Annotated in this window: 27 protein-coding genes; 10 read left to right on the top strand and 17 right to left on the bottom strand. The window is 34.0% G+C overall.

Annotated features, from left to right (window positions below; translation table 11 throughout):
• Window positions 1-2: 2 nt before the first annotated feature.
• Genes Q0893_RS04770 through Q0893_RS04755 form a run of 4 tightly spaced genes read left to right on the top strand, consistent with a single transcriptional unit; the run spans window position 3 to window position 2,881 of the window.
• Window positions 3-794: an undecaprenyl-diphosphate phosphatase gene (locus Q0893_RS04770; RefSeq protein ID WP_298900724.1), complete on the top strand. Its 792-nt coding sequence runs from the start codon at window positions 3-5 to the stop codon at window positions 792-794.
• Window positions 791-1,486, top strand: coding sequence for a tRNA pseudouridine(55) synthase TruB (truB, locus tag Q0893_RS04765; protein WP_298900725.1), 696 nt, complete (start codon window positions 791-793; stop codon window positions 1,484-1,486). The genes Q0893_RS04770 and truB overlap by 4 nt, the downstream gene beginning before the upstream one ends.
• A 35-nt stretch (window positions 1,487-1,521) precedes the next feature.
• Window positions 1,522-2,061, top strand: a complete 540-nt coding sequence (locus Q0893_RS04760) for a hypothetical protein (RefSeq protein ID WP_298900726.1) — start codon at window positions 1,522-1,524, stop codon at window positions 2,059-2,061.
• A 58-nt stretch (window positions 2,062-2,119) separates the two neighbouring features.
• Window positions 2,120-2,881, top strand: a complete 762-nt coding sequence (locus Q0893_RS04755) for an energy transducer TonB (RefSeq protein ID WP_298900727.1) — start codon at window positions 2,120-2,122, stop codon at window positions 2,879-2,881.
• Here Q0893_RS04755 and Q0893_RS04750 read toward each other — a convergent pair whose 3' ends face one another.
• Entirely contained in the window at window positions 2,882-3,502 is a 621-nt protein-coding gene (locus Q0893_RS04750) for a thioredoxin family protein (RefSeq protein ID WP_298900728.1), read from the bottom strand.
• Between the two features lie 145 nt (window positions 3,503-3,647).
• Between Q0893_RS04750 and Q0893_RS04745 the strand changes: the two genes are divergently transcribed.
• Window positions 3,648-4,211, top strand: coding sequence for a DNA-3-methyladenine glycosylase I (locus Q0893_RS04745; protein ID WP_298900729.1), 564 nt, complete (start codon window positions 3,648-3,650; stop codon window positions 4,209-4,211).
• Between the two features lies 1 nt (window position 4,212).
• Here the strand turns inward: Q0893_RS04745 and aat are convergent, their stop codons facing one another.
• From aat to Q0893_RS04730, 3 genes are all read right to left on the bottom strand, one after another.
• The gene (gene aat, locus Q0893_RS04740) at window positions 4,213-4,839 is read right to left on the bottom strand and encodes a leucyl/phenylalanyl-tRNA--protein transferase (protein WP_299272838.1); all 627 of its coding nucleotides are present in this window, start codon (window positions 4,837-4,839) and stop codon (window positions 4,213-4,215) included.
• A 271-nt stretch (window positions 4,840-5,110) separates the two neighbouring features.
• Window positions 5,111-5,482 carry a DUF3127 domain-containing protein gene (locus Q0893_RS04735; RefSeq protein ID WP_298900731.1) on the bottom strand — a complete coding sequence of 124 codons (372 nt, stop codon included), beginning with the start codon at window positions 5,480-5,482 and terminating at the stop codon, window positions 5,111-5,113.
• Window positions 5,483-5,522: 40 nt separating this feature from the next.
• Window positions 5,523-6,392, bottom strand: a complete 870-nt coding sequence (locus Q0893_RS04730; protein WP_299272836.1) for a flavin reductase family protein — start codon at window positions 6,390-6,392, stop codon at window positions 5,523-5,525.
• 152 nt (window positions 6,393-6,544) lie between these two features.
• Here Q0893_RS04730 and Q0893_RS04725 point away from each other — a divergent pair, with 152 nt between their 5' ends.
• Together Q0893_RS04725 and Q0893_RS04720 are read left to right on the top strand one after the other, a co-directional pair.
• Entirely contained in the window at window positions 6,545-7,750 is a 1,206-nt protein-coding gene (locus Q0893_RS04725) for a HAMP domain-containing sensor histidine kinase (RefSeq protein WP_298900733.1), read from the top strand.
• 9 nt (window positions 7,751-7,759) lie between these two features.
• Window positions 7,760-8,116 (top strand): hypothetical protein, encoded by a 357-nt coding sequence (locus tag Q0893_RS04720; protein WP_298900734.1) that lies wholly within the window; start codon window positions 7,760-7,762, stop codon window positions 8,114-8,116.
• Here the strand turns inward: Q0893_RS04720 and Q0893_RS04715 are convergent, their stop codons facing one another.
• Window positions 8,117-8,506: an HIT family protein gene (locus Q0893_RS04715; RefSeq protein WP_298900735.1), complete on the bottom strand. Its 390-nt coding sequence runs from the start codon at window positions 8,504-8,506 to the stop codon at window positions 8,117-8,119.
• A gap of 87 nt (window positions 8,507-8,593) precedes the next feature.
• The gene (greA, locus tag Q0893_RS04710) at window positions 8,594-9,067 is read right to left on the bottom strand and encodes a transcription elongation factor GreA (protein ID WP_299272832.1); all 474 of its coding nucleotides are present in this window, start codon (window positions 9,065-9,067) and stop codon (window positions 8,594-8,596) included.
• 191 nt (window positions 9,068-9,258) lie between these two features.
• Between greA and Q0893_RS04705 the strand changes: the two genes are divergently transcribed.
• On the top strand, window positions 9,259-9,693 hold the full coding sequence (locus Q0893_RS04705; RefSeq protein WP_299272830.1) for a hypothetical protein: 435 nt from the start codon (window positions 9,259-9,261) through the stop codon (window positions 9,691-9,693).
• A 77-nt stretch (window positions 9,694-9,770) separates the two neighbouring features.
• On the opposite strand, the gene Q0893_RS04700 is transcribed toward Q0893_RS04705, so the two are convergent.
• The 8 genes from Q0893_RS04700 to Q0893_RS04665 form a co-directional block, all read right to left on the bottom strand.
• Window positions 9,771-12,164, bottom strand: coding sequence for a TonB-dependent receptor (locus tag Q0893_RS04700; RefSeq protein WP_299272828.1), 2,394 nt, complete (start codon window positions 12,162-12,164; stop codon window positions 9,771-9,773).
• Between the two features lie 264 nt (window positions 12,165-12,428).
• Window positions 12,429-12,836 (bottom strand): alternative ribosome rescue aminoacyl-tRNA hydrolase ArfB, encoded by a 408-nt coding sequence (arfB, locus tag Q0893_RS04695; protein WP_298900739.1) that lies wholly within the window; start codon window positions 12,834-12,836, stop codon window positions 12,429-12,431.
• Between the two features lies 1 nt (window position 12,837).
• Window positions 12,838-14,394 carry a DUF4301 family protein gene (locus Q0893_RS04690; RefSeq protein ID WP_298900740.1) on the bottom strand — a complete coding sequence of 519 codons (1,557 nt, stop codon included), beginning with the start codon at window positions 14,392-14,394 and terminating at the stop codon, window positions 12,838-12,840.
• The gene (locus Q0893_RS04685; RefSeq protein ID WP_367180638.1) at window positions 14,391-14,912 is read right to left on the bottom strand and encodes an AAA family ATPase; all 522 of its coding nucleotides are present in this window, start codon (window positions 14,910-14,912) and stop codon (window positions 14,391-14,393) included. The genes Q0893_RS04690 and Q0893_RS04685 overlap by 4 nt, the downstream gene beginning before the upstream one ends.
• A 5-nt stretch (window positions 14,913-14,917) precedes the next feature.
• On the bottom strand, window positions 14,918-15,559 hold the full coding sequence (gene pnuC, locus Q0893_RS04680; RefSeq protein WP_298900742.1) for a nicotinamide riboside transporter PnuC: 642 nt from the start codon (window positions 15,557-15,559) through the stop codon (window positions 14,918-14,920).
• Window positions 15,543-15,803 (bottom strand): hypothetical protein, encoded by a 261-nt coding sequence (locus tag Q0893_RS04675; RefSeq protein ID WP_299272822.1) that lies wholly within the window; start codon window positions 15,801-15,803, stop codon window positions 15,543-15,545. The genes pnuC and Q0893_RS04675 overlap by 17 nt, the downstream gene beginning before the upstream one ends.
• A gap of 7 nt (window positions 15,804-15,810) precedes the next feature.
• Window positions 15,811-16,536 (bottom strand): geranylgeranylglyceryl/heptaprenylglyceryl phosphate synthase, encoded by a 726-nt coding sequence (locus Q0893_RS04670; RefSeq protein ID WP_298900744.1) that lies wholly within the window; start codon window positions 16,534-16,536, stop codon window positions 15,811-15,813.
• Window positions 16,537-17,163 (bottom strand): 4'-phosphopantetheinyl transferase superfamily protein, encoded by a 627-nt coding sequence (locus tag Q0893_RS04665; RefSeq protein WP_299272819.1) that lies wholly within the window; start codon window positions 17,161-17,163, stop codon window positions 16,537-16,539.
• A 136-nt stretch (window positions 17,164-17,299) separates the two neighbouring features.
• On the opposite strand from Q0893_RS04665, the gene ahcY reads away from it, so the two are divergent.
• On the top strand, window positions 17,300-18,613 hold the full coding sequence (gene ahcY, locus Q0893_RS04660) for an adenosylhomocysteinase (protein WP_298900746.1): 1,314 nt from the start codon (window positions 17,300-17,302) through the stop codon (window positions 18,611-18,613).
• Between the two features lie 201 nt (window positions 18,614-18,814).
• The gene (locus Q0893_RS04655) at window positions 18,815-19,108 is read left to right on the top strand and encodes a GIY-YIG nuclease family protein (RefSeq protein ID WP_299272817.1); all 294 of its coding nucleotides are present in this window, start codon (window positions 18,815-18,817) and stop codon (window positions 19,106-19,108) included.
• Window positions 19,109-19,233: 125 nt separating this feature from the next.
• Here the strand turns inward: Q0893_RS04655 and Q0893_RS04650 are convergent, their stop codons facing one another.
• From Q0893_RS04650 to Q0893_RS04640, 3 genes are all read right to left on the bottom strand, one after another.
• Window positions 19,234-19,998 (bottom strand): hypothetical protein, encoded by a 765-nt coding sequence (locus Q0893_RS04650; protein ID WP_298900747.1) that lies wholly within the window; start codon window positions 19,996-19,998, stop codon window positions 19,234-19,236.
• A 90-nt stretch (window positions 19,999-20,088) separates the two neighbouring features.
• Window positions 20,089-22,179, bottom strand: a complete 2,091-nt coding sequence (locus tag Q0893_RS04645) for a S46 family peptidase (RefSeq protein WP_299272814.1) — start codon at window positions 22,177-22,179, stop codon at window positions 20,089-20,091.
• 57 nt (window positions 22,180-22,236) lie between these two features.
• The gene (locus Q0893_RS04640) at window positions 22,237-22,791 is read right to left on the bottom strand and encodes a hypothetical protein (RefSeq protein WP_299272812.1); all 555 of its coding nucleotides are present in this window, start codon (window positions 22,789-22,791) and stop codon (window positions 22,237-22,239) included.
• Window positions 22,792-22,844 lie beyond the last annotated feature (53 nt).

The following is a 22,844-nucleotide window of genomic DNA, read 5'->3' as shown; positions in this document are numbered from 1 at the left end:
TCATGGATATCATCGATTCAATTGTATTAGGAATTATTCAAGGGCTTACCGAGTTTTTACCAGTATCTTCAAGTGGTCATCTCGAATTAGGTAAAGCCATTCTTGGAGATAATTCTGTTCCAAAAGAAAGTTTATTATTTACTGTAGTCTTACATTTTGCAACGGCATTAAGCACTATGGTTGTGTTTAGAAAAGACATTATAGATCTTGCTAAAGGGGTTTTAAAATTTGAGTGGAACGACGACTTAAAGTTTGTATCTAAAATCGCTTTATCTATGATACCTGCTGTTATCGTAGGTCTCTTTTTTGAAGATCAACTTGAACAATTATTTGGTGGCAACATTTTACTCGTAGGCTGTATGCTTATTGTAACTGCTGCGCTTTTGTTTCTAGCAGATAGAGCGAAAGACACCAATAAAAAAGTGAGTTTTTCTAATGCCTTTATTATTGGAATTTCCCAAGCCATTGCTATGCTTCCAGGTATTTCAAGATCTGGCGCAACCATCTCAACATCAGTATTATTAGGAAACGATAAAACCAGAGCTGCTCGTTTCTCTTTTTTGATGGTAGTACCATTAATTTTCGGGAAAATTGCTAAAGATATAGTAAGTGGAGATATTAGTTATGAAAGTGCCAACTTTACAACATTAGGTTTTGGTTTTGTTGCTGCCTTTATTTCTGGCTTATTTGCATGTACTTGGATGATAGCTCTTGTAAAGAAAAGCAAGCTCTCATATTTCGCACTTTATTGTGTTATTGTAGGTATCACAGCTATCATTTTTACTTTACTATGAAAACAGGAGAAGATTTCCAATCTGGAGAGGTTTTACTTATAGACAAGCCATTAACATGGACGTCCTTTCAAGCTGTAAATAAATTGCGTTGGGAGATTAGACAGGCTTTTAATATTAAAAAAATCAAAGTAGGACATGCTGGGACTTTAGATCCACTTGCCACAGGTTTATTGATTATCTGTACAGGCAAAATGACCAAACAAATTAATACGTTTCAGGGTCAGGATAAAGAGTACACAGGCACCTTTGTTTTGGGAAGTACAACACCATCTTACGATTTAGAAACAGAGATTAATGAAACCTTTCCTACTGAGCACATTTCCGAAGGTTTAATTCATGATACCGTTCAACAGTTTATAGGACATATCGAACAGTTTCCTCCTGTATTTTCGGCATTAAAAAAAGATGGTAAACGTTTATACGAATACGCTCGTGCCGGTGAACAGGTAGAGATAAAATCTCGAACAGTAAACATTTCAGAATTTGAAATCACAGCTATTGATGCTAATCATCTTAATTTTAGAGTGGTTTGCAGTAAAGGTACTTATATTAGGTCTTTAGCGCACGACTTTGGGAAAGCACTGAACTCTGGAGCACATCTCTCGGCATTACGTCGTACGAAAATTGGAACATTCGATGTGAAAAATGCAATAGCTCCAGAAGATTTTATTGCAAGACTCTCTTCGGAATAATTCTTGATATCTATTTTGCTTCTAACTAAAAAATTATGAAGCATCTTTATACACTACTTCTTTTATTTTATTTTACCGCAGGTTTTTCACAAGAAGAAGACAAGACGAACGGGTTATTTTATAAGGTCTCGTTATCTGCAACGTTAACCACTAACGATAATTATACTATTGCCAACGACGATGGCGAATCATTTATTAACCTCAACGGTCTTTTTATAAACAACACGATTGGCTATCAATTTGATACGAGATCCAGTATAGGACTTAATGTGGAATACGATCATTACATCGATCAAAATTTAAATTTCCTGCCAGTCTATCTCGATTTTACTTATAATATTTTGGATTTTGACGATCAAGTATTTGTTCGTGGTGGCTATGGAAAATTAGTCGATTTAGGAAAAGCCTTTGAAAATGGAAACACATATAAAGTAGGAATTGGTTATCGTGCTTATGATGATAATTTTAAAAACTCCTTTTTAATTGGTTTCGATTTTAGTAGGAAACGCTTTGGTTTTAGACAAACTGAAAAGCTCTCAAGCTTCGCCATTTTCCTCGAATTTATGCTCTTTTAATCCAATTTGCCTATATTGACGTATATATAAGACAAACTATATTTAAATTTTTGCCTACTTGAATTTTGTTGAAAAACATAAAGCACTACTTATAACGTCCTTAATTACAGGAACGATAGTTCTTGGTATGTTCAGTTTTCATATTAAGAAAAAGTCTGAATTTATAGCTGAAAGTTATTATGAAATTGAACCTCAAACCATTGAGGAACTCGAAAAATTGGAACGTCTAAAAGCATTAGAAGACAAGGAAAACGCTAATCCTAAAACCAACGAAGCCTTTAATGAGGATGAAGAGTTCAAGGAAATGATGCGTAATTTTAAATCTATGAATTCTCAGCCAGAAGAAGACACTTCTGATACACCTGATGAACCCATTGAAGACGCTTCAAATACCACAGATGATGTGATGACCTCTAATTCTAATTCATCATACAGTAATTCTAAAAACTACGCTTTACAAGAAAAGGAAAGAAAAACTTTCAATAAAGCCAACGATATATTGGCAATGCATACACCTAAAGAAAGCACAAAAAACAGTAAAGGCAATGCCAATAGTAGTGTTTCATTTTCATTGACCAATCGTAATAAAGTAAAGTTACCACCTCCAGTATATTTATGTGAGGTAGGTGGAAAAATTGTAATAAATATTACGGTAAACGCTCAAGGTCAGGTAACCGACACTTATATCAATTCGTCTTCGTCTAGTAAAAATCAGTGTTTAATTGATACGGCTTTAGAATATGCTCAAAATGCTGTATTCTCTGATGCTAAACGAAAAAGTCAGATTGGTTCTATTACTTATTATTTCCAAGGCAAATAACTACACGCCTAAAAGCGCAACGATATCACTAATTATATTTTGACCTTTATCTTTGTTGTACCACACTTGTAAATCTTCTTTAAACTCTGGAGTTAACGTACCGTGTTCTTCTTTGTAATCGTTCACCAACTGAGTTGCCTTACTAGGTCTAGGTCCAAACGTATGCACAATTTCTTCTGTGGTATGATCAATCATAATCAATTTTGCAATGGCACGACCACCATTTGTTAAAAACTGATCCATTAATTCTTCATTCTCATCTCTAAATACCAATTTTAAATCGATGCCTTCCGATAAGTCTGCAAGTTTATTTAGTACAGGTATTACGTGCGCTGCATCACCACACCAACTCTCTGTAATAACTAACCAAGTCACGTGTCCGTCAAATTTGACTAATCGTTCTTTAATCTCTTCAGATACTTTAACCGTTTTATCCCAACGTTTCATTCGTCTATCGTTAAGCATAGTATAATTAACCAATGCATCGGTTTTCTCATTTCCGCTTGTAGAGCCATCCTCAACATATTGATGCACGAGTGTGCGATAATCTTGATACGAAATTCCTTTTTTCAAGCTCTCGGTTATAATGTCTTTTACTGTTATATGTTCCAATGTTGTCATAGTATTTATTTGTGCAATTTAAAGTAAACAAATGCAATGAAAAATGATTTTAATCATGAAATTATTCAAGCACATTACATCGTGTAGACATAAGACGTATTATTAACAAAAAACTTACTACTTTTAAAGTTCAATACAATTTATTATGACTAAACACAGATGCGGTTGGTGTGAAGGAAATACACTTTATGAGGCTTATCACGATGAGGAATGGGGCGTACCTGTTCATGATGACGACACTTTATTTGAATTTTTAATATTAGAAACATTTCAGGCGGGTTTAAGTTGGATAACCGTTTTAAAAAAACGTGAAAATTTCAGAAAAGCATTTGATCATTTTGACTATAAAAAAATTGCCAAGTACAATCAGAAAAAAATAGACAAACTACTTCAAAATGAAGGTATTATTAGAAACAAATTAAAGGTAAATGCCACAATTACTAACGCGCAAGCCTTTATGAAAATACAAGACGAATTTGGCTCGTTTTCAAAATACATTTGGGATTTTGTAGATGGTAAACCTATAAAGAATCGTTTTGAAGATTATAGAAAAGCACCTGCTAACACGCCACTTAGCGATGCTATAAGTAAGGACTTAAAAAAACGCGGGTTCAAGTTTGTGGGCTCGACAGTCATATATGCCCATATGCAAGCTACCGGAATGGTAAATGATCACGAGGTTAATTGTTTTAGATATAACGAGGTTTGATTTATTTTAAATAGGTCATAAACTCTGCTCTAGGCATGTCTTCTGCTCCTAAACTATCTAAGTGATTGGTATATACTTGACAATCTATTAATTTGTAGTTAGAGTTTTGAATAAAAATGATAAGTGCAACTTTACTGGCATTACTTACTTTACTAAACATACTTTCGCCACAAAACACCCCATTACCAACATCTATCCCATATAAACCACCTACAAGCTCATTATTTAACCATACTTCAACCGAAATGGCATACCCTAATGTATGAAGTTGGGTGTAAGCAGATTTCATACTAGGCGAAATCCAGGTCCCTTGTTGCCCATAACGTTTCATTAAAGCACAATTACTTATAACAGCTTCAAAATCTTTGTTTATAGTAACTTCAAAACTGGTGTTTCTTAATACCTGTTTCATACTTTTAGATACTTTTATGTTCTGCGGAAAAAGGACAAAACGAGGATCTGGAGACCACCAAATAATGGGTTCTTCATCATCAAACCAAGGGAAAATGCCACTTTGGTATGCTAATAGTAGTCGTTCAGGTGACAAATCACCTCCAACTGCTAGAATCCCTTCCTTTGTAGCTTCGGATACATCTGGAAACGCTATGTCTTGATTAAGAAAATGCATGTGCTTACTATAACGTTGTAATTATCTATTTGTATGTTAAATCTGGCTTTAAACTTTGAAAAGTATTCAATTTTCGCCATATTTGAAATGACCTTTGTGAATTAAATTTTGTTCATCATTGCTTTTTTTTGAGTTTGTTTGTAAAGGTCAAACCTAAAACCACAATACTAAGTCCCGAAATTTTCGGGACTTTTTTTATAAAAAAAACCTCAATGCTTATTGAGGTTTTTTAGTTTAATAGTGATGAACACCATATTTGAATTAGCTCTAATTAGAATGGCAGATCATCGTGATCTTCTTCATTTAAATTTGTTGCAGGCTCAAAAGCTTCGGTTGGTGCCACAGGAGGCATGTTTCCAGCTTCTGCTTGTAATGCTTCAATTCTCCACCCTTGTATAGAGTTAAAATATTTGGTTTCGCCTTGAGGGTTTACCCACTCTCTTCCTCTTAAATTGATATTTACTTTTACAGATTGCCCAACTTGATATGTGTTTAATAAATCTGTTTTGTCTTGAACAAATTCAACCAAAATATGCTGTGGATATTGTTCTTCTGTCGTTACTACCAATTCTCTCTTTCTAAACCCATTACTTCCAAACGTCTGAGTTTCTCCAATCATTTTGATTTTTCCTTGTACTTCCATTTTGTATTTACTTATATTTAATTTAGATTGTTTTTAATATTTAAGACAAGAGCAATTTCCAAGCGCTCTCTACATCACCATAGCTCAAATAATTTCTGGCTATTTTATGTTTTTCGCGGTGAGACATATTTTTAATATTTGGATAACGTTCACTCACATTAGTTATAAATTCGTCTATTTCAACTTGTTTTGGCAAGGCTTCCACATTTCCAAGCATACCAAGATCATTACCAGTTAAAATCATACTGTTTTTGATGGCAGGTGGCATGGCATCAACCCCTATTCCTAAAGTCGAAATAGGCTTTGGGATTTCAAAAAAGCCTTTTCTTGCTCTATTGTAATAACTTCCTCCTGCTCTAGCAACTAAGTCTAATCTTTCTTGAATAATAACATCTTGATCATCTAAAACCTCATCAGAGATATGCAGTTTTACAACTTCACAAATCACTAAATTACCTGCTCCTCCTTCGGTTCCCAAATGCACAATTTCATTAACTTTACATTCAAATTGAACTGGAGACTCGGCAACTCTAAATGGCTTTACAATATCAGATGCTAACATCGTTAGTCCAGCTTTATCAAACTCATTAACTCCTTTTGCATACTCTGTACTACTCAACGACATTTGTTGTACAATATCATAATTAACAACATTAATCACCACTTCTTTTGTCGCTTCAACATTTTCTAAAGTGTGTTTTATGGTATTATTTCTCACACGACGTGCTGGAGAAAATATCATAATTGGCGGATTAGCGCTAAACACATTAAAAAAACTATAAGGTGATAAATTGGGTTTGCCATCTGCATCCATTGTACTCGCAAAAGCAATAGGTCTAGGCGCCACAGCACTTAATAAGTAACTATGTAATCGTCCTGTTGAAATGTCTTTTGGATTAAAAGATGCCATTTTGTTATTGTTTTTACCCTAAACGTAGCCGTTTCAAGATATTGAAATGCAAATGTAACCATATTGATAGTGTTATAAAAATGAATTCACTCTATCTCAACACAATATTATTAACATAAATCCTTTATATTTAAAATTCAAAAATATAGTTAATGGCCGTTACCATAAACCGCAATATGATACGATGGATTATCATCGTTACTTCATTTATTATAATCTCTCTTATTCTCTGGAATACGTATGTGTTTTTCCAAAATTTTAAAGCAGAAGAACGAAGTAAAATGGAAATAAGTTCATCTGCTCAGCGCGACATATTTAAAGCTCTAGAAGAATCAGACATGAATAATAGTGATGATGTGCTTGCCGATTTAGATCTTGCTTTTGAAGTCTTAGACAACAACAACACCACACCAATGATTCTTATTGAAGCAGATTCGATATTAGTGAATTTTAGAAATATTATTAAAAAAACTGAAGCTGATTCCATACATAACATCAAAGAATCTGAATATGTAAATCAAAATTTAAAAATGCTCATTTCTAAATATGGTAAAGAAAATAAACCTATTGAAATTGAAAATAATAATAAAACCATCTACTATGGGAATTCGCCTTTATTAAATAAACTGAAATATTATCCACTGGCCCTATTGTTAATTATTATTTTATTTGCTGCTGTTGCTTACTTCTTTTATAAGAGTTCAAAAACGGCAGATCAAAATAAACTCTGGACAGGTATGGCAAAAGAAACAGCTCATCAGATAGGAACACCTTTATCGTCATTAGTGGGCTGGACTGAAATTTTAAGAAGCGAAAGCGTCAATCCCGATTATCTCATTGAAATTGAAAAAGACATCACAAGATTACAAACTATTACGGATCGTTTTAGCAAAATAGGGTCTGTCCCAACACTTAAAAAAACTGATATTGTTCAAGAAACAATAGAATCTTTTGAATATCTTAAGGCACGATCGTCGAAGTTAATCGATTTTGAAATTACAGCTCCGGAAAAAGAACTTCCTGTAAATCTAAACAAGCAATTATATAGCTGGACTATCGAAAATCTGGTTAAAAATGCCATAGATGCCATGAAGGGAAAAGGCGCATTAAAACTTGCGATATCTCATGATGATAAATACGTAAAAATAACTGTAAAAGATACAGGTAAAGGCATTTCGAAACAAAATTTCAATTCGGTTTTTCAACCTGGTTTTACAACTAAAAAACGTGGTTGGGGACTAGGCTTATCTTTGGCCAAACGCATTATTGAAGATTACCATAAAGGAAAGATTAAAGTTCTTAATTCTGAAATTGGTAAAGGAACAACAATGCAAATTTCATTGAAATTGTTATCTTAGTTGTAGACCATGAAAGCACAACAATATTTTACATTAAAAGAAGTTCAACTCAACAACAATTGCCCAGAGTGTTATTCTAATGAAGGGCTGCAATTAACCTTTAAGCAGCGTTTTGTTGAAAACGCATTTTACAAGGCAATAACAGGAGAGACCATTCACGAAATGTATTGCAACACTTGTAATACTAACATTTTCCCTGTACGTTGGACCAACGATATTGAGCAAGTAGTAGCTTACCAAGAACGCGCAATAAAAGCTAAACCACAATCTACAAAACTGAAAAAATTAGCTTGGATTTTAATTATTGCAGACGCATTATTGATACTTATTGTGGTTCTTTTTGTGACTGGAGTGTTATCATTTTAACTACAAGAACGACGCAATTTTATTTGCAGTAGCTTCAAACTCTTCTTTGGTTAAAGCTGTTTTATCAATAAATCGTGCATCTTCCATAGTATTAAGTGGGATTAAATGTACATGCACATGCGGAACCTCCAACCCAATAACAGTCATCCCAACGCGCTTACAAGGCACAGCCTTTTCAATGGCCAACGCCACCTCTCTGGAAAATGCCATCAACCCAAGATAGGCCGTTTCATCTAAATCAAAAATTTTATCAACTTCTTGTTTTGGAATACATAATGTATGCCCATTAGCATTAGGATTAATATCTAAAAAGGCGAGATAATCTTCTGTTTCTGCTATTTTGTAACAAGGGATGTCGCCACTAATTATTTTTGTAAAGATAGATGCCATGGCACTGAAGTATTAGAGTATATGTAAATATAAAAAGATTCCTCTTTTGAAGGAATCTTTTATCTATATATTAACAAGATTAATCTATTATCTTGATATTTCTAAAATATCAAATTTCATAATTCCATTAGGCACTTGTACTTCTGCAACTTCACCAACAGACTTTCCTAAAAGTCCTTTTCCTATTGGAGAATTTACAGAAATTTTACCAGAAGCTAGATCTGCTTCACCGTCGGCTACTAAAGTATAAGTCATTTCCATTCCATTGGTTTGGTTTTTTATTTTCACTTTAGATAGTACTAAGGCTTTGGATGTATCCATTTGAGATTCATCAATAACACGTGCTCCTGCTAAGGTTTCTTCTAATTTAGAAATCTTCATTTCTAACATACCCTGAGCTTCTTTGGCTGCATCGTACTCTGCATTTTCACTCAAGTCACCTTTATCTCTAGCTTCTGCAATAGCTTGAGATGCTTTAGGTCGTTCTATATCTTTTAACTGTTGCAGCTCGTTTCTTAATTTTTTTAAACCTTCGACCGTATAATAAGATACTTTACTCATAATTCATTCGTTTAATAATAAAAAGATGCTGAAATCTAAGAACTAGCATAAGCTAAACTCGTTCAGCATAAAAAAAATCTCGCTATCACGAGATTGAAATACAAAGATACAAAATATTTAATTCAACATTTAAAATATTGTAACTTGCAGCCCATATTAAACCCATAGCATCTAAAATTAGTTATTTATAAATGAACAACATAAAAAAAATATCAATCATTTTATCTCTTCTGTTGTTAACGAACTGCGGAAGTGACGACAGAATAAATAATTGTAATTTCTTACTCAACGTTGGTGTTAATGCATCGCTTAATTTAAACTTACCAGAATTTAGTCAACTTATGTTTATTAGTAATTCGGTATATATCCCTAATCAAGGAAATGGAGGGGTTTATGTAACAAATGTTGGAAACGGTAATTATCGTGCCTGGGACGCCTATGACCCTAATCATGCGCCTTCAACTTGCTCGTTTTTACAAAGAGATGGCGTAAATGTAACTTGCGGCTGTGCTGATGAGAATGAGTACAGTTTGTTTACAGGGCAGGCCATTGGAGATCCTTTACCTTGCGGACTTAAAGAATACCGTGTCACAGTATCTGGTAATACTTTGGTGGTTAGCAATTAATTCAAAGTTTAATATAAGATCAATAAAAAAACTCCCAATTAACAATTGGGAGTTTTTTTATAAAGTCAATTATAGTTTTAAAATTTCAGAGTAACACCTATTAAAAAATTTGTAGTAGCTTGAGGATAAAATCCGGAGAAATATCCAGTAGTTGTTCCTGTTGGACTCGAAGCATCATCAAAATCGAACGATCCGAAATAGCCATTTGACACGTATTTTTCGTTAAATATATTGTTAACTAAACCTGAGAATACAACCGACTTAAATATTGATTTTGGCTTCCATTCATAGGTAATATTTAAATCATTAACAAAGTAGTTATCTAATTTAGAATCTGGGTTTTCAGTATTTCCCATAAATTGATCGCCAACAAATTTGCTAAGTAATGCCATTTGAAAACCTTCCTTTGGTTGAAACACAAAAGCGTTAGCAGCAACCAATTCTGGAGAGAAAGAAATATCTGTTTTTCCTAAATCTAATAATACACCATTCACAGATTCGAAGGTTTCCTTGTTTTTATTAGAACTAATTGTAAAGTTTGGTTGTACCGAAAATTTATCAGTAATGGCAATTGCCGCATCTACTTCTAAACCTAATCGGTAACTATCACCATTATTTGCTCTAATTGGATCTCCAGTTGTATCTATTTGACCTGTTAAAACCAACTGTTCATTATACAACATGTAGTAAGCATTCACGTTCAATCTAAATTTCTGATCGTTATGTCTCCAACCTAATTCGAAATCATTAAGTTGTTCTGGTTTTACCGTTGCATTATTCTCAAAATCACTTCTATTTGGTTCTCGATTTGCTCTGGCATAAGAAAAATACAAACTATTAGTTCCATTAACTTTATAGGTAATTCCTGCTTTTGGGTTAAAGAAACTATAGCTTTCATCAATATTAAACGGAATTCTATCTGAAGTTAAACCTGAAGTTTCATAACCAACCAATCGTAATTGTAGATCACCATACAAACTCACTTTATCATTAACACGATATGTGGCTTTTGTAAACAAACTCCAATCTGTTTTTTGACCATTTCCTTCATAATAACGATCTCTTATTTCACTATCACTAGCAAATTCTGCCCAAATAATTTCACCAAAATGATCTCCATCATAGAAGCTGTAAGAGCTTCCAAATATTAAATTAACCTCATTGTTTTTATAGTTTGCACTTGCGTTTAACACATAGAAATCGTTGTCCAACCATCTACGTCTTACTAAATCGGTTGTGTTAACCGTTTCTCCGCCAATCTCTAGAGGTGTCAGGTCATAATCTGAAAAATCTTCATCTTCCCTATATTGCTCAAAATAGCCTCTTCCGTAGGTATAATTTAGACCAATGTTGGTAGACCATCTATTGTTATAACGTTGATTCCAATGCAATTGATAATGATCTTGATTATAGTTATCAACCTCATTATCATAGAAACGCGTATTTCCGTTGGCATCGGTATACATCCCTGAAGGGTTAAAGGTTCTGTTATTAGTTAAGGTTTCGGCATCGATACCATTCCAAGCCTGATAAGTAACTTCTTTCCCTCCAAAAGTAATGGCCTTTATCAAGGTGTTATCATCAATAAAAGACCCTTGCAAGAAGTATGATTTTAAATCGGTTTCTGCTCTGTCGATATAGCCGTCGGATGTGATATTTGACAAGCGACCAGCAATTTCGATGTGCTCATTTAGTAACCCAGTGCTAAACTTTACAGTATGTTTTCTTGTATTATAACTTCCAAAGGAGTTAGAAATTTCTCCATTAGATGTTGTAGAAACGGCATCGGTTAATACATTGATACTGGCACCAAAAGCACCAGAACCGTTGGTGGATGTGCCAACACCACGTTGAAGTTGCAAACTTTCTACAGACGAGGCAAAATCACCGAGATTCACCCAAAAAGTGCCTAAAGATTCGGCATCATTGTATGGAATTCCATTGATCGTTACATTTGTAGATTGGGCGTTAATACCACGAACACGAATTCCTGTATACCCTACTCCTGCTCCAGCATCTGTAGTAGTAACTACAGAAGGTAAATAGTTTAAAAGCACAGGAATGTCTTGTCCTAAATTGCGCTTAGCCAATTGTTTTTTCGTCACGTTGCTATGCGTAATTGGTGACGTAGCTACTACTCTAACAGATTTAACAAGGACTTCGTCTAACGTTTGTGGTTCTTCAGTAAGTTCAACATCTAAACTCAGATCTTTACTTAAATAAAATGATCGTTCTACCTGTTTTGGTCCTAAGTAACTAAAAATCAAAATGTACTGTCCTTCTTCTAATTGTAATTGGTATTTTCCTTCTAAATCAGATTGGACTCCGGTAGTTGTACCTTTAACTATAATACTAACTCCAGGTAAAGGTTGAGTATCTACTGTAACCACTCCGGAGACAGTAAATTTTTCTTGAGAAAATGCACCAGATGACAGTGCAAAAAGACATAAAAAAGCGAATAAATTTTTCATACGACTATACGTAAATAATCGAATAAAAAGAGGTCATTATTCTTGGTTAATACTATTAAACAATTGTTACGTGAAACATAGTTTCACTTTTGCACTCGCTAAAAAGGTCTACTAGACCTTTTTTACGCTCGCTTCCTAAACAGCATTACCTGTTCTAGGTTCAATGGGTATGATCTCAGCCGATAATAGGCACCCCTTTTTTGAGAACGTTGCAAAGATAAAATAGATTTATCATTTGCCAATCAAGATTTTTGTTTTTTTTAATTAATCAATTTGCGGTGGTTTGCGACTGGCCTTCTTTTCTGAATTTTTGCGTTTATTAGAAAGCCTCTTTTTTATAACAGCCTTAGGTATTTTGGTAGGAATGCGTTCTTTTTCTTCAAGGAGGTTTACTTTTAATAATTCTAAAAAACGCTGGATAATAATGGCTTTATTTCGAAATTGACTTCGACTTTCACCACACTGCATAATTAATATATGATCTTTTGACAGTCTTGTTTGAAGATTAATCTTAAGTCGTTCCTTTTGTTCAGCCGAAAAAATTTGAGACTGCTCTAAATCGAAAGTCAATTCTATTTTAGACGACGTTTTATTTACATGTTGACCGCCAGCTCCAGAGCTTCTAATCGCCTTAAATCTCAACTCATTCAATATGGCTTGTTCATCAAACATTTTATTTAATTTGATGTGGCGCCTTTAATAAATCGTTCACCGTTTTTACAGGATTAAATGTAATTAACGGTACTTCTACAAAAATTGTATTCCAATTGGCCATACTACCATTCCATAATCCGGGAAGTTCAAGAGCTTTTAAATCTTTCCCTGTTTTGGTTTTCATAGAAATGAAAGCAGCTTTGGTGTCAACAAATTTTCTTAGATCAAACTTTTCACCTTTATAGTTTTTAACGCTACAAACAAGGTCTACAGGGTTAAAATGTGTCGCGCCCTTTAAAATGTCTTTTTGCTGCTTACTCTTTTTATTTATTTGTGCCGACTCTACAATTTGAAGTGATACATTTCCGCTTTCATCTTTTACCCAAAATGGACCTCCTCCAGGTTCTCCTTCATTTTTTACCATACCACATACTCGAATTGGTCGGTTCAATTTTTCAGCCAGATATTCAATTTGATATTTAAGAGAGTATTTTTCAAACTCAGAGCTAATTTTTACACTCATTCTATTGATTAGAAACTCGGCTATTTCAATAAGTTGATCTTCTGCAGGATTTTCCTTTTCTAATATGTTTAGATATTTAAAGGCCTGTTCTTGAATGTCTATTAAAATCCCAGCCAATATCTTCTTGTGCTTAGCAACTTCGGTCTTATACTTATAAGTTACGACGTTATCTATGTTTTTAATAAAAATAACATCGGCATTTAAATCATTTAAATTTTCAATAAGAGCGCCATGGCCAGAAGGTCTAAATAGCAATGACCCATCATCATTTCTAAAGGGTTTATTTTTGGGAGTCACAGCGATTGTATCTGTGGATTCTTTTTGATAAGAGAACGAAATATCAAACTTTGAACCTGTTTTATCTTCAACTTTTTTCTCTATTCGCGAGAATTCTTCATCAAACTTATGATTATGTTTTTCTGAAATCGTGAAATGTAATTTCGTAGCTTCATTTGTTGAAGAGTACAATGCCGACTCGTATAAATGTTCTTCAAATGCAGTTGAAACCACCTGATTTTTATACTCATGAAAAGGTAACAATCCTTTAGGGAAATTTCCATAGTCTAACTTATCGCTATCTAACATCATTTGAACAAATTTAAATCCTTGTTCGTCAATAGATAGGTCATCAAAATTTGGATAGGCCTCCTTTAGTCTTTCTCTAACAATATTGTAAAAAGGGAGTTTTTCTAAACCAATAAAAAAAATCGATAAATCTTTACCTTTATGTGTGTTTATATATGAATTGATACTCTCTTTTTCAATATCATACTCCTCTAAAAAAGGAAAAAGAAATTTAAACATTCGCGTTGCCGCACCAGATGCTGGCACAAATTTCAATATAGAAATACCATCTTTTTTTGCTTCAAAAGATGTTATATATTCTTCGGCATGTTGCGTATTTATTTTAAGAATTCCATTACTTATCGTGGCTTCAGAAACCAAGTTTGCAAAAGGGAGTCCGTTTTGAAAAAGTTTAATTTGTTGATGTACTTTTTCTAAGGTTAATCCTTTATTCTCTATTTGTTTTATGTCTTTTTTAGAAAAATTCAATTTGCTTTTTTTAAAAGTTCATCTATATGTTTTTTACAAGTCTCTAACCGTTCTTCAAACCTCCCTTTTACCACAATGTAAGGCTTTTTAGCATCAATTAAGGCTTGTTCAAAACGATTAAACAGATTCAATCTATTATGAGGTTGATCTCTAATGTCATCTGCCTCCCAAACCATGTCAATATAAGTTAAAAAATACAAATCGTAAGTATTTTCGAGTGCATATTTTTTGATGATATCTGGGCAATATCCATCATAATAAAATTGAGAATATACTTGAGTCTCTAGTAAATCGGTATCGCAAACAAGGAGTTTATCTGCGTTCTTCAATTGTGCATTTTCCAATTGCATCTGGCCTATGGCAATGGGTAAAACATCGTCTTTTGAAAGCAACTCATTGTTGTCTGCTTTTTTTTGAGCATACTTACGAGAAAACTCTTCCACATAAACCGTATTGTAGTGTTTGGCTAATGCTTCCACCAAAGATGATTTACCTGTAGATTCTGGACCAAACAACACAATTTTTATACACTTTGTGTTAAGGCCACTGATTTGTTTAAACGTTTCTTCCATGCTAAATAGCCAAAAATGGCAATAAAAGTAAATCCGAAATATTGCAGACTTGTAAAGGTAAAACCTTTATAGAAATAAAGCGGTACAGAAATAATATCTCCAATAATCCAAAATATCCAATTTTCTAATTTTCGTCTTGCCATTAACCACATCCCAACAAAAAATATAGCCGTAGTAATGGTATCAACATAAGCTACCCAACTTGTCCATTTATCAAAAGATTTATAAATAACAAAAACGAACAACAAAGTGGCTATAAAAATCAAAACGCTTATACGTTTCTCCTTAAATGTCGTTCTAGAAATAGGTGTTACATGAGTTTCATCTACTTTTCTAGTCCAAATGTACCAACCATAAACGCTCATAATAAAATAGTAGGCATTTATCATCATATCTCCCAACAACTCCCATTTTATCAATAGATACACAAAAATAGCAGTACTTATCATTCCCGTTGGAAACACCAATATTTTATTTTGCTTAGAGAACCACACCGACAGGAATCCAAAAAAGACTGCTACAATCTCCAATACAATATCAGTAGTTGAATATGTACTGTATTGTCCAAATAAAACTTCAAAAATGTGGTTCATAATCGTGACGATCAGATTTTACAATTTTCATAAATAATAATCCGTGTTCAATTAACTCAAAAGCGTCTTTTATTTCAGACGTCAATATGGTCATCACCTCATCATAGTTACCATAGACTTGTGTACTAAGCGGATTTTCAAGTACTTTTAAACCTGAAGCTCTTAACTTTGTTATAAACTGAATAATTGCAGGCTCATAGTTGTCATGCAATGGTGTTAGCGTTAATTCTACTGATATTTTCACGTGCTTTTTATGGTCTTAGTTCATTAAAAAAGGATACATCGTTTTCAAAAGCGGTACCAATAACTACGAGGTCGGCTCCATTATTGTATGCCGTTTCCAATTGTTGTTTTGATTTAATCCCTCCGCCAACAATGAGTGGCACTTTTAATTCTTGTTTCACAAAACTAATCATTTCTGCTGTCAAAGGATGGAGAGCTCCACTACCTGCTTCGAGATAAATTAATCGCATTCCTAGAAGCTCTCCTGCTTTAGCTGTATCGACAATTTGCAGAATATTTTGTCTCGACAAAGGTTTCGTTTTTGTCACCTTTTCAACGGCTGTTTGTCTTCCGCTTTCAATCAAGATATAACCTGTGGGAATCACCTCTAAATTAGAATTTTTTAATTTGGATATTGCTTGAATATGCTTTCCTATAAGGTACTCAGGATTATCACCAGAGATTAGTGCCAAGAATAATAGTGCATCTGCATAATTTGTTAATTGAGTCACATCACCAGGAAAAAGCACTATAGGTAAATCTGTATATTTTTTTACTTCAACAACAAGATTTTCGGTAGCATGATTGTCAACAATACTACCACCAACAAAAATGTGAGTAGCTATAGATTCATTAACTTTTTTAATAAAACCAGAGGCCATTTCAACCGTCATTTTATCAGGATCAATGAGCACAGCCAATAGTCGTTTACCTTCAGAAATAGAGCTTAATATGTTGCTATAAATCTCCTTCATTTAAGTAGTAACAAAAGCACAAGTAAATCCTTCAAACTCCAAGAAACGTGTGTTGTATCTATATTTTTTATTCTCATAATCTATCCACGCCATAGTTTCTCCATCTTCTAGCATAAACGGAATCACCAAAAAATGTTCTCTAAATAACATGCCTGGTGTAGCAAACAACTTATAAAGAGACTCTTTAATTCCCCAAATTATGGTCAACTTTTTAATGTAGCTGTCATCTGAATCAGACAAATACTTGAACTCATAATCCACAAACTTCTTGGCGATAATAGCAATTTTTTCTCGTTGCTTTTCAATATCTATTCCAACCGCATTATCACTAATAATGACACCAGAAAATGTAAACGAATGTGTAATGGAAATATGTTTACCATCTTTTAAATGCGGCTTTCCATTGTCGTTATAATATAAATCCTGATCTGTGTACCCAAAATCTCTTAGAAGATGTCTCACGCTTAGAAACCCACGTTGATGCAATTCGCTTTTCATTCCTAACACACGATTTAGGCTATTGGGTTTTAGATCTAAGGGTTTGATTAATGCCTCATAAGACTCTGTAATCTTCCAGATTTTAACAGTAGTTTGTGAGTTTGGTTGAATAGTTTTATAAAGTGGCATTTAATTATCTGAAACTTAATGGTTATCTTTGCAGCGCCTTAGGTGAAATTCACATTTTTAGACAAGCGAATTTAACCAATTTTAATCTCTAAAAGGTGAAGTATTTTAAAAATTAAGAAAGAATAAAAACAAACAAATGGATAAAACAACGACTTACGTGCCTTACAAAGTAAAAGATATGTCTCTTGCTGCTTGGGGAAGAAAAGAAATTGAATTAGCTGAAGCTGAAATGCCAGGACTTATGAGTCTTCGTGAAGAGTATAAAAACGCTCAACCTTTAAAAGGTGCTCGTATAGCTGGATGTTTACATATGACGATTCAAACGGCTGTTTTAATTGAAACATTACAAGCATTAGGTGCCGAGGTTACTTGGAGTTCTTGTAACATTTTCTCGACACAGGATCAAGCTGCCGCTGCTATTGCAGATGCAGGAACGCCTGTATACGCCTGGAAAGACATGACTGAAGAAGAGTTTGATTGGTGTATTGAACAAACTTTATTTTTTGGAGAAGACCGCAAGCCTTTAAATATGATTTTAGATGATGGTGGTGATTTAACGAATATGGTATTAGACAAATACCCAGAGTTAGCTGATGGTATTAATGGTTTATCTGAAGAAACAACTACCGGTGTACACCGTTTGTACGAGCGTGTTAAGAATGGAACTTTACCAATGCCTGCGATTAACGTTAACGATTCTGTTACTAAATCAAAGTTTGATAACAAATACGGTTGTAAAGAAAGTGCTGTAGATGCGATTCGTCGTGCAACAGATGTTATGCTTGCTGGAAAACGTGTTACTGTTTGTGGTTATGGTGATGTAGGTAAAGGAACAGCTGCTTCTTTTAAAGGTGCTGGAAGTATTGTTACAGTTACTGAAATTGACCCAATTTGTGCATTACAAGCTGCAATGGACGGTTTTGAAGTTAAGAAATTAGAAACTGTTGTTGGAAACTCTGACATTGTTATTACAACAACTGGAAACAAAGATATAGTACAAGCACGTCACTTTGAGGCATTAAAAGATAAAGCGATCGTTTGTAATATTGGTCACTTTGATAATGAGATTGATATGGCTTGGTTAAATGATAATCATGGTCATACAAAGAATACGATTAAGCCTCAAGTAGATAAATACACTGTAAATGGTAAAGATATTATCATTTTAGCTGAAGGTCGATTAGTAAACTTAGGTTGCGCAACAGGTCACCCAAGTTTTGTAATGAGTAACTCATTTACAAACCAAACCTTAGCTCAAATCGAATTATGGAATAATGTTGATGCCTACGGAAATGAGGTATATATGTTACCTAAGCATTTAGATGAAAAAGTTGCAAAATTACACTTAGAAAAAATTGGTGTTGAGTTGACAGAACTTCGTCCAGATCAAGCTGAATATATTGGTGTAACACCTCAAGGACCATTTAAGCCTGAGCATTACAGATACTAATAATAGTTCTATATTAAATATTAAAACCCTTACAGCGATGTGAGGGTTTTTTAATTATGAAGTTCTCGATACATCCCAACTTTTGGTTGGGACACTCGAACTGACGTCGTAAGTTATTTTAACTCTTCTATAATTATTTGTCGTCACTTCGAGTGATGACGAAGTATGAGTCATTGTATCGAGAAGTCTTATATTTAAGACATGAAACCGTCTTACGTATATATCTTAAAGTGTTCAGATGATTCCTATTATACAGGAGTTACTTCAAACCTTACTGAAAGAGTTACTGAACATAAAATAGGAAAGCACGAAGACAGCTACACTTTTAGAAGAAGACCTTTACAGTTAGTGTTCTATACTGAATTCTCTGATATTAATATAGCGATACAAAGAGAAAAACAAATCAAAAAATGGTCTAGGGCTAAAAAGGAAGTATTAATTAATGGTGATTTTGAAGCCCTTCCAAACTTGGCCAAGAAGTCATTTAAATCTTAAGTTCTCGATACATCCCTACTTTTGGTTGGGACACTCGAACTGACGTCGCAAGCTATTTTAAATCTCCTATAATTATTTGTCGTCACTTCGAGTGATGACGAAGTATGAGTCATTGTATCGAGAAGTTAATAACCAGTCACCAACAATCGCTTCGCGCCTTTAAGTCCGCATTTTTGATAATGATTATAGGCTTTTGCAGCACGCTCAGTAATTTGAGTATCTGATTCATTTAGAATCCAACCATCAATAGCCCATTTTAAGGTATAGGCTTCTGGTGCCATCAAACCTGTTGTCCAAACTAAGGGATTCGCCTTAGTTTGCTTAAGATAAGGTTTAAAAAAATCTTTACTAATACATGCCAGAATAATAGCATCGCGTTTATGTTCATTGGCAGGTTTAAAATTTCCTTCAACATCAAACTCCATCAATCCATCATGACCAATGTAAGATAATAGCTGAGCATCACCTCCAAACTTGAGCGTTTCTGTTTTGTGTTTTACCTTAACAGGATTTCGTCCTGCCGAGGCTTCCAAAAAATCGATTGTGGTTTGCTTAATGTACTTTCCGTCGTAAGCATCTGCTAAAAGATATGTATTCGTGGCTTTGTGCTTAAACAATACGCGTTCTAGTATATGATTCCCTATATCTTTTTCCGAAGACAGTAAAGTCCAATCTTTACTATTCTTAAAGTGGGTTTTTACACCATATAATGCCGACCAGTATAAATTCCCTTTAATATCTTGACCATTACCCAATTTTGCAGGAACAGGCACAATACCTTGATTAACATTATCACATAAAGCGACAAAAACATGAATGGTTTTAGGATTGGTTTGCGACAAGGCAGTCCATGATAATAGAACAGAAATAAAGAGTACTAGTGGTTTCATAAATAAAGAACGTCATTATAGGAGTTTATAGTATAGTACAAAAAAACCATCCTATTTCTAGAATGGTTTTTCTTTACTATGTACGTGCTGTTATTTTTTCTTTGGATGCACTAGTTTCATTTCATCAATAAGGCGTTTAGCTCCAGCATACTTATCTACTATAAATAAAACATAGCGTAAATCAACCATAATATTTCGGCAAATTTCAGGATCGTAATAAATATCACTCATGGTACCTTCCCAAACGCGGTCAAAGTTTAATCCCACTAGATTGCCTTCGGCATCAATGGCAGGACTTCCAGAGTTCCCTCCAGTAGTATGATTTGTTCCTAAGAAACAAATTGGGAGCTTTCCGTTCTTATCAGCATATTGCCCATAATCTTTAGCGTCATATAAATCTCTTAGTTTTTGAGGTACATCAAATTCATAATCGCCTGGCACATACTTTTCAATGACACCATCTAAATACGTCACAGGATCATAATATACAGCATCACGAGGCGCATACCCATTTACTTTTCCGTAGGTCACACGAAGTGTACTATTAGCATCAGGGAAATAGCGTTCTTCTGGCATCACTTTCATTAAAGCTGTCATATACTTCGTTTGAAGTGCATTAATCTGCGTATTGATTTGCTGAAATTCTGGCTCTAATTTGGTATAAAATTCCTTGATTAAAGGTTTCGCATATTGGTAAGCGGCATCATTATTTAATTTTTCAAGAATTTCGTCACCAGTTCCCTCTAATAATTTCGACGCGCTATCCATATCTGTGAAAGCTGTTTTATCATAAATTGAAGCATCAATCGTACTCGTATATAATGGCATTACCGCTTGATAAACACCTTTATCTACATTAGCATTATAGTTTTTATGTATACGCTTCAAACGGTTTTTAAAACTTGCTACAGCTTTATCTAAATTATTAGGATTAGCGATAATAGCTTGCTCCATTTGAAAAGCTCTAAACGCCATTTGCATCAATTCATTGGTTCTAAAAAAGACTTCAATAAAGTTGTTTCGCTTTACATTTACAGCTTCAAATTCATTGTACAAACGACTAAACTCTGGTAATATAGTTCCATATTCAGCTTCCATACCTTTTGCCTTTAAGGCCTTTGTAAAATCACTTTCAAATTTGCGTTTAATGGCAATGGCACCACTTTTTTGAATTCCTAAGTTTTCACCAATCCACTTTTTCCAAGCATTAGCAATTCGTGCTTGCTTTGATGCGTACTGAATTCTAATCTGGTCATCTGCTTTCATATTAGCATCAATTACTTTTAAAGCAGCTTCTCTAATTGCAATATTTGATGGATTCACTTTTTGTGTAATTTGCTCTATAGCCACAGCTGGTAAGTATTCATTAGTACGACCTGGAAATCCAAAAACCATTGTAAAGTCACCTTCCTCAATACCATCTAATGACACAGGTAAGAAGTGCTTAGGCTTATAAGGCACATTATCTTTACTATACTTTGCTGGACGATTGTTTTTATCGGCATAGATTCTAAACATTGAAAAATCTCCTGTATGTCTTGGCCAAACCCAATTGTCTGTATCGCTACCAAATTTACCAATACTACTTGGAGGAGCACCTACTAATCGCACATCTTCAAAGCGCTCTGTTACAAACAAGTAATACGCATTACCTTTATAAAAAGGTCTAATTTTAATGCCTTGCCAGTCTTCTTTTTGTGTTGCTTTTACAACGGCGTTTCTATTAATATCAATTTTTGATTGCCTAGCTCTAGGGCTCATCTCATTGGTTACACCTGCCAACATCGCATCTGTAACATCTTCAATTCGTACTATGAATTCTACAAAAAGACCATCGTTTGGTATTTCTTCCTCTAAAGTCATTGCCCAAAAACCATCCCTTAAATAATCATTTTCTAATGATGAATGTGATTGAATCTGACTAAATCCACAATGATGATTTGTTAGGAGTAGTCCTTTAGGAGAGATAACCTCACTAGTACAACCACCATTGAAATGTCCGATGGCATCTTTAAGGCTAGAATTATTAACGTCATAAATATCCTGTGCAGTTAACCTACTGCCTAAACTTTGCATTTCATCTTCATTCATTCCTTCTAACAATGAAGGAATCCACATGCCACCTTGTTGGGCGGTCATTTGAAACGCAATAAAAAAGAAGATAATTTTTAGAAATCTCATAGTCAATGATTTTAAATTTGAATGTTTGTAAAGATAAAAAAGTTACGCAAAGTAATTCTAATGAGCAGGTACATTCAAGCGCTCATTTAAAATCCAGCTTTTTATCAGTTTTTTGTTTGTAGATATTTCAGCAAATACATAAATGTTTGAAGAAAAACAAGGCGATTTTTCGGCATCTTCTATCATCACCTTATCATCGTAATAACTTGAATGTAAAAAGTAAAGTTCTTTATCTTTTAGTATTACATAACCCACATGATTATCGAGGCCAACAAAATAAATACCATCAGTATATACAGCATTAATGTTTTCTTTTAAGGCTTTAAACGATAGATTAGAAAAAATCTTGAGATTGGCTCTTGGTTGCAACATTCTGGCTTCGGTCAAACCTGCCTGTTGCGCCATTTTGTATCGATTTAAGTTAAACCCTAAATGCTTTAATGTGGTTGAAACAAAATAACCGCATGCAATTTCACCTTCATTTGGCGTATTGGTATGACCATTAAAATCCCACTCGGTTCCGTACCAATGTGGCACTATAGTATTCACTAATTTAGAATAGACATACTTTGCGGCCGAGTCAATTGCTTTTTCTGGATTGGTTTGATACAAACGGTTGAAATTAGTTCTATCATTTTTAATAGCACTTAAAATGGAAATGTAGT

It is taken from the genome of uncultured Psychroserpens sp. (assembly GCF_947494225.1).
Taxonomy (GTDB): domain Bacteria; phylum Bacteroidota; class Bacteroidia; order Flavobacteriales; family Flavobacteriaceae; genus Psychroserpens.
The sequence above is the reverse complement of the archived record's forward strand: the minus strand, read 5'-3'. Positions and strand labels throughout refer to the sequence as shown.

Excerpts from the sequence above, each read along its gene's own strand:
- Q0893_RS04770 (WP_298900724.1), top strand. The coding sequence starts at position 3 with ATGGATATCATCGATTCAATTGTATTAGGAATTATTCAAGGGCTTACC.
- truB (WP_298900725.1), top strand. The coding sequence starts at position 791 with ATGAAAACAGGAGAAGATTTCCAATCTGGAGAGGTTTTACTTATAGAC.
- Q0893_RS04760 (WP_298900726.1), top strand. The coding sequence starts at position 1,522 with ATGAAGCATCTTTATACACTACTTCTTTTATTTTATTTTACCGCAGGT.
- Q0893_RS04750 (WP_298900728.1), bottom strand. The coding sequence starts at position 3,502 with ATGACAACATTGGAACATATAACAGTAAAAGACATTATAACCGAGAGC.
- Q0893_RS04745 (WP_298900729.1), top strand. The coding sequence starts at position 3,648 with ATGACTAAACACAGATGCGGTTGGTGTGAAGGAAATACACTTTATGAG.
- aat (WP_299272838.1), bottom strand. The coding sequence starts at position 4,839 with ATGCATTTTCTTAATCAAGACATAGCGTTTCCAGATGTATCCGAAGCT.
- Q0893_RS04735 (WP_298900731.1), bottom strand. The coding sequence starts at position 5,482 with ATGGAAGTACAAGGAAAAATCAAAATGATTGGAGAAACTCAGACGTTT.
- Q0893_RS04730 (WP_299272836.1), bottom strand. The coding sequence starts at position 6,392 with ATGGCATCTTTTAATCCAAAAGACATTTCAACAGGACGATTACATAGT.
- Q0893_RS04725 (WP_298900733.1), top strand. The coding sequence starts at position 6,545 with ATGGCCGTTACCATAAACCGCAATATGATACGATGGATTATCATCGTT.
- Q0893_RS04720 (WP_298900734.1), top strand. The coding sequence starts at position 7,760 with ATGAAAGCACAACAATATTTTACATTAAAAGAAGTTCAACTCAACAAC.
- Q0893_RS04715 (WP_298900735.1), bottom strand. The coding sequence starts at position 8,506 with ATGGCATCTATCTTTACAAAAATAATTAGTGGCGACATCCCTTGTTAC.
- greA (WP_299272832.1), bottom strand. The coding sequence starts at position 9,067 with ATGAGTAAAGTATCTTATTATACGGTCGAAGGTTTAAAAAAATTAAGA.
- Q0893_RS04705 (WP_299272830.1), top strand. The coding sequence starts at position 9,259 with ATGAACAACATAAAAAAAATATCAATCATTTTATCTCTTCTGTTGTTA.
- Q0893_RS04700 (WP_299272828.1), bottom strand. The coding sequence starts at position 12,164 with ATGAAAAATTTATTCGCTTTTTTATGTCTTTTTGCACTGTCATCTGGT.
- arfB (WP_298900739.1), bottom strand. The coding sequence starts at position 12,836 with ATGTTTGATGAACAAGCCATATTGAATGAGTTGAGATTTAAGGCGATT.
- pnuC (WP_298900742.1), bottom strand. The coding sequence starts at position 15,559 with ATGAACCACATTTTTGAAGTTTTATTTGGACAATACAGTACATATTCA.
- Q0893_RS04670 (WP_298900744.1), bottom strand. The coding sequence starts at position 16,536 with ATGAAGGAGATTTATAGCAACATATTAAGCTCTATTTCTGAAGGTAAA.
- Q0893_RS04665 (WP_299272819.1), bottom strand. The coding sequence starts at position 17,163 with ATGCCACTTTATAAAACTATTCAACCAAACTCACAAACTACTGTTAAA.
- ahcY (WP_298900746.1), top strand. The coding sequence starts at position 17,300 with ATGGATAAAACAACGACTTACGTGCCTTACAAAGTAAAAGATATGTCT.
- Q0893_RS04655 (WP_299272817.1), top strand. The coding sequence starts at position 18,815 with ATGAAACCGTCTTACGTATATATCTTAAAGTGTTCAGATGATTCCTAT.
- Q0893_RS04650 (WP_298900747.1), bottom strand. The coding sequence starts at position 19,998 with ATGAAACCACTAGTACTCTTTATTTCTGTTCTATTATCATGGACTGCC.
- Q0893_RS04645 (WP_299272814.1), bottom strand. The coding sequence starts at position 22,179 with ATGAGATTTCTAAAAATTATCTTCTTTTTTATTGCGTTTCAAATGACC.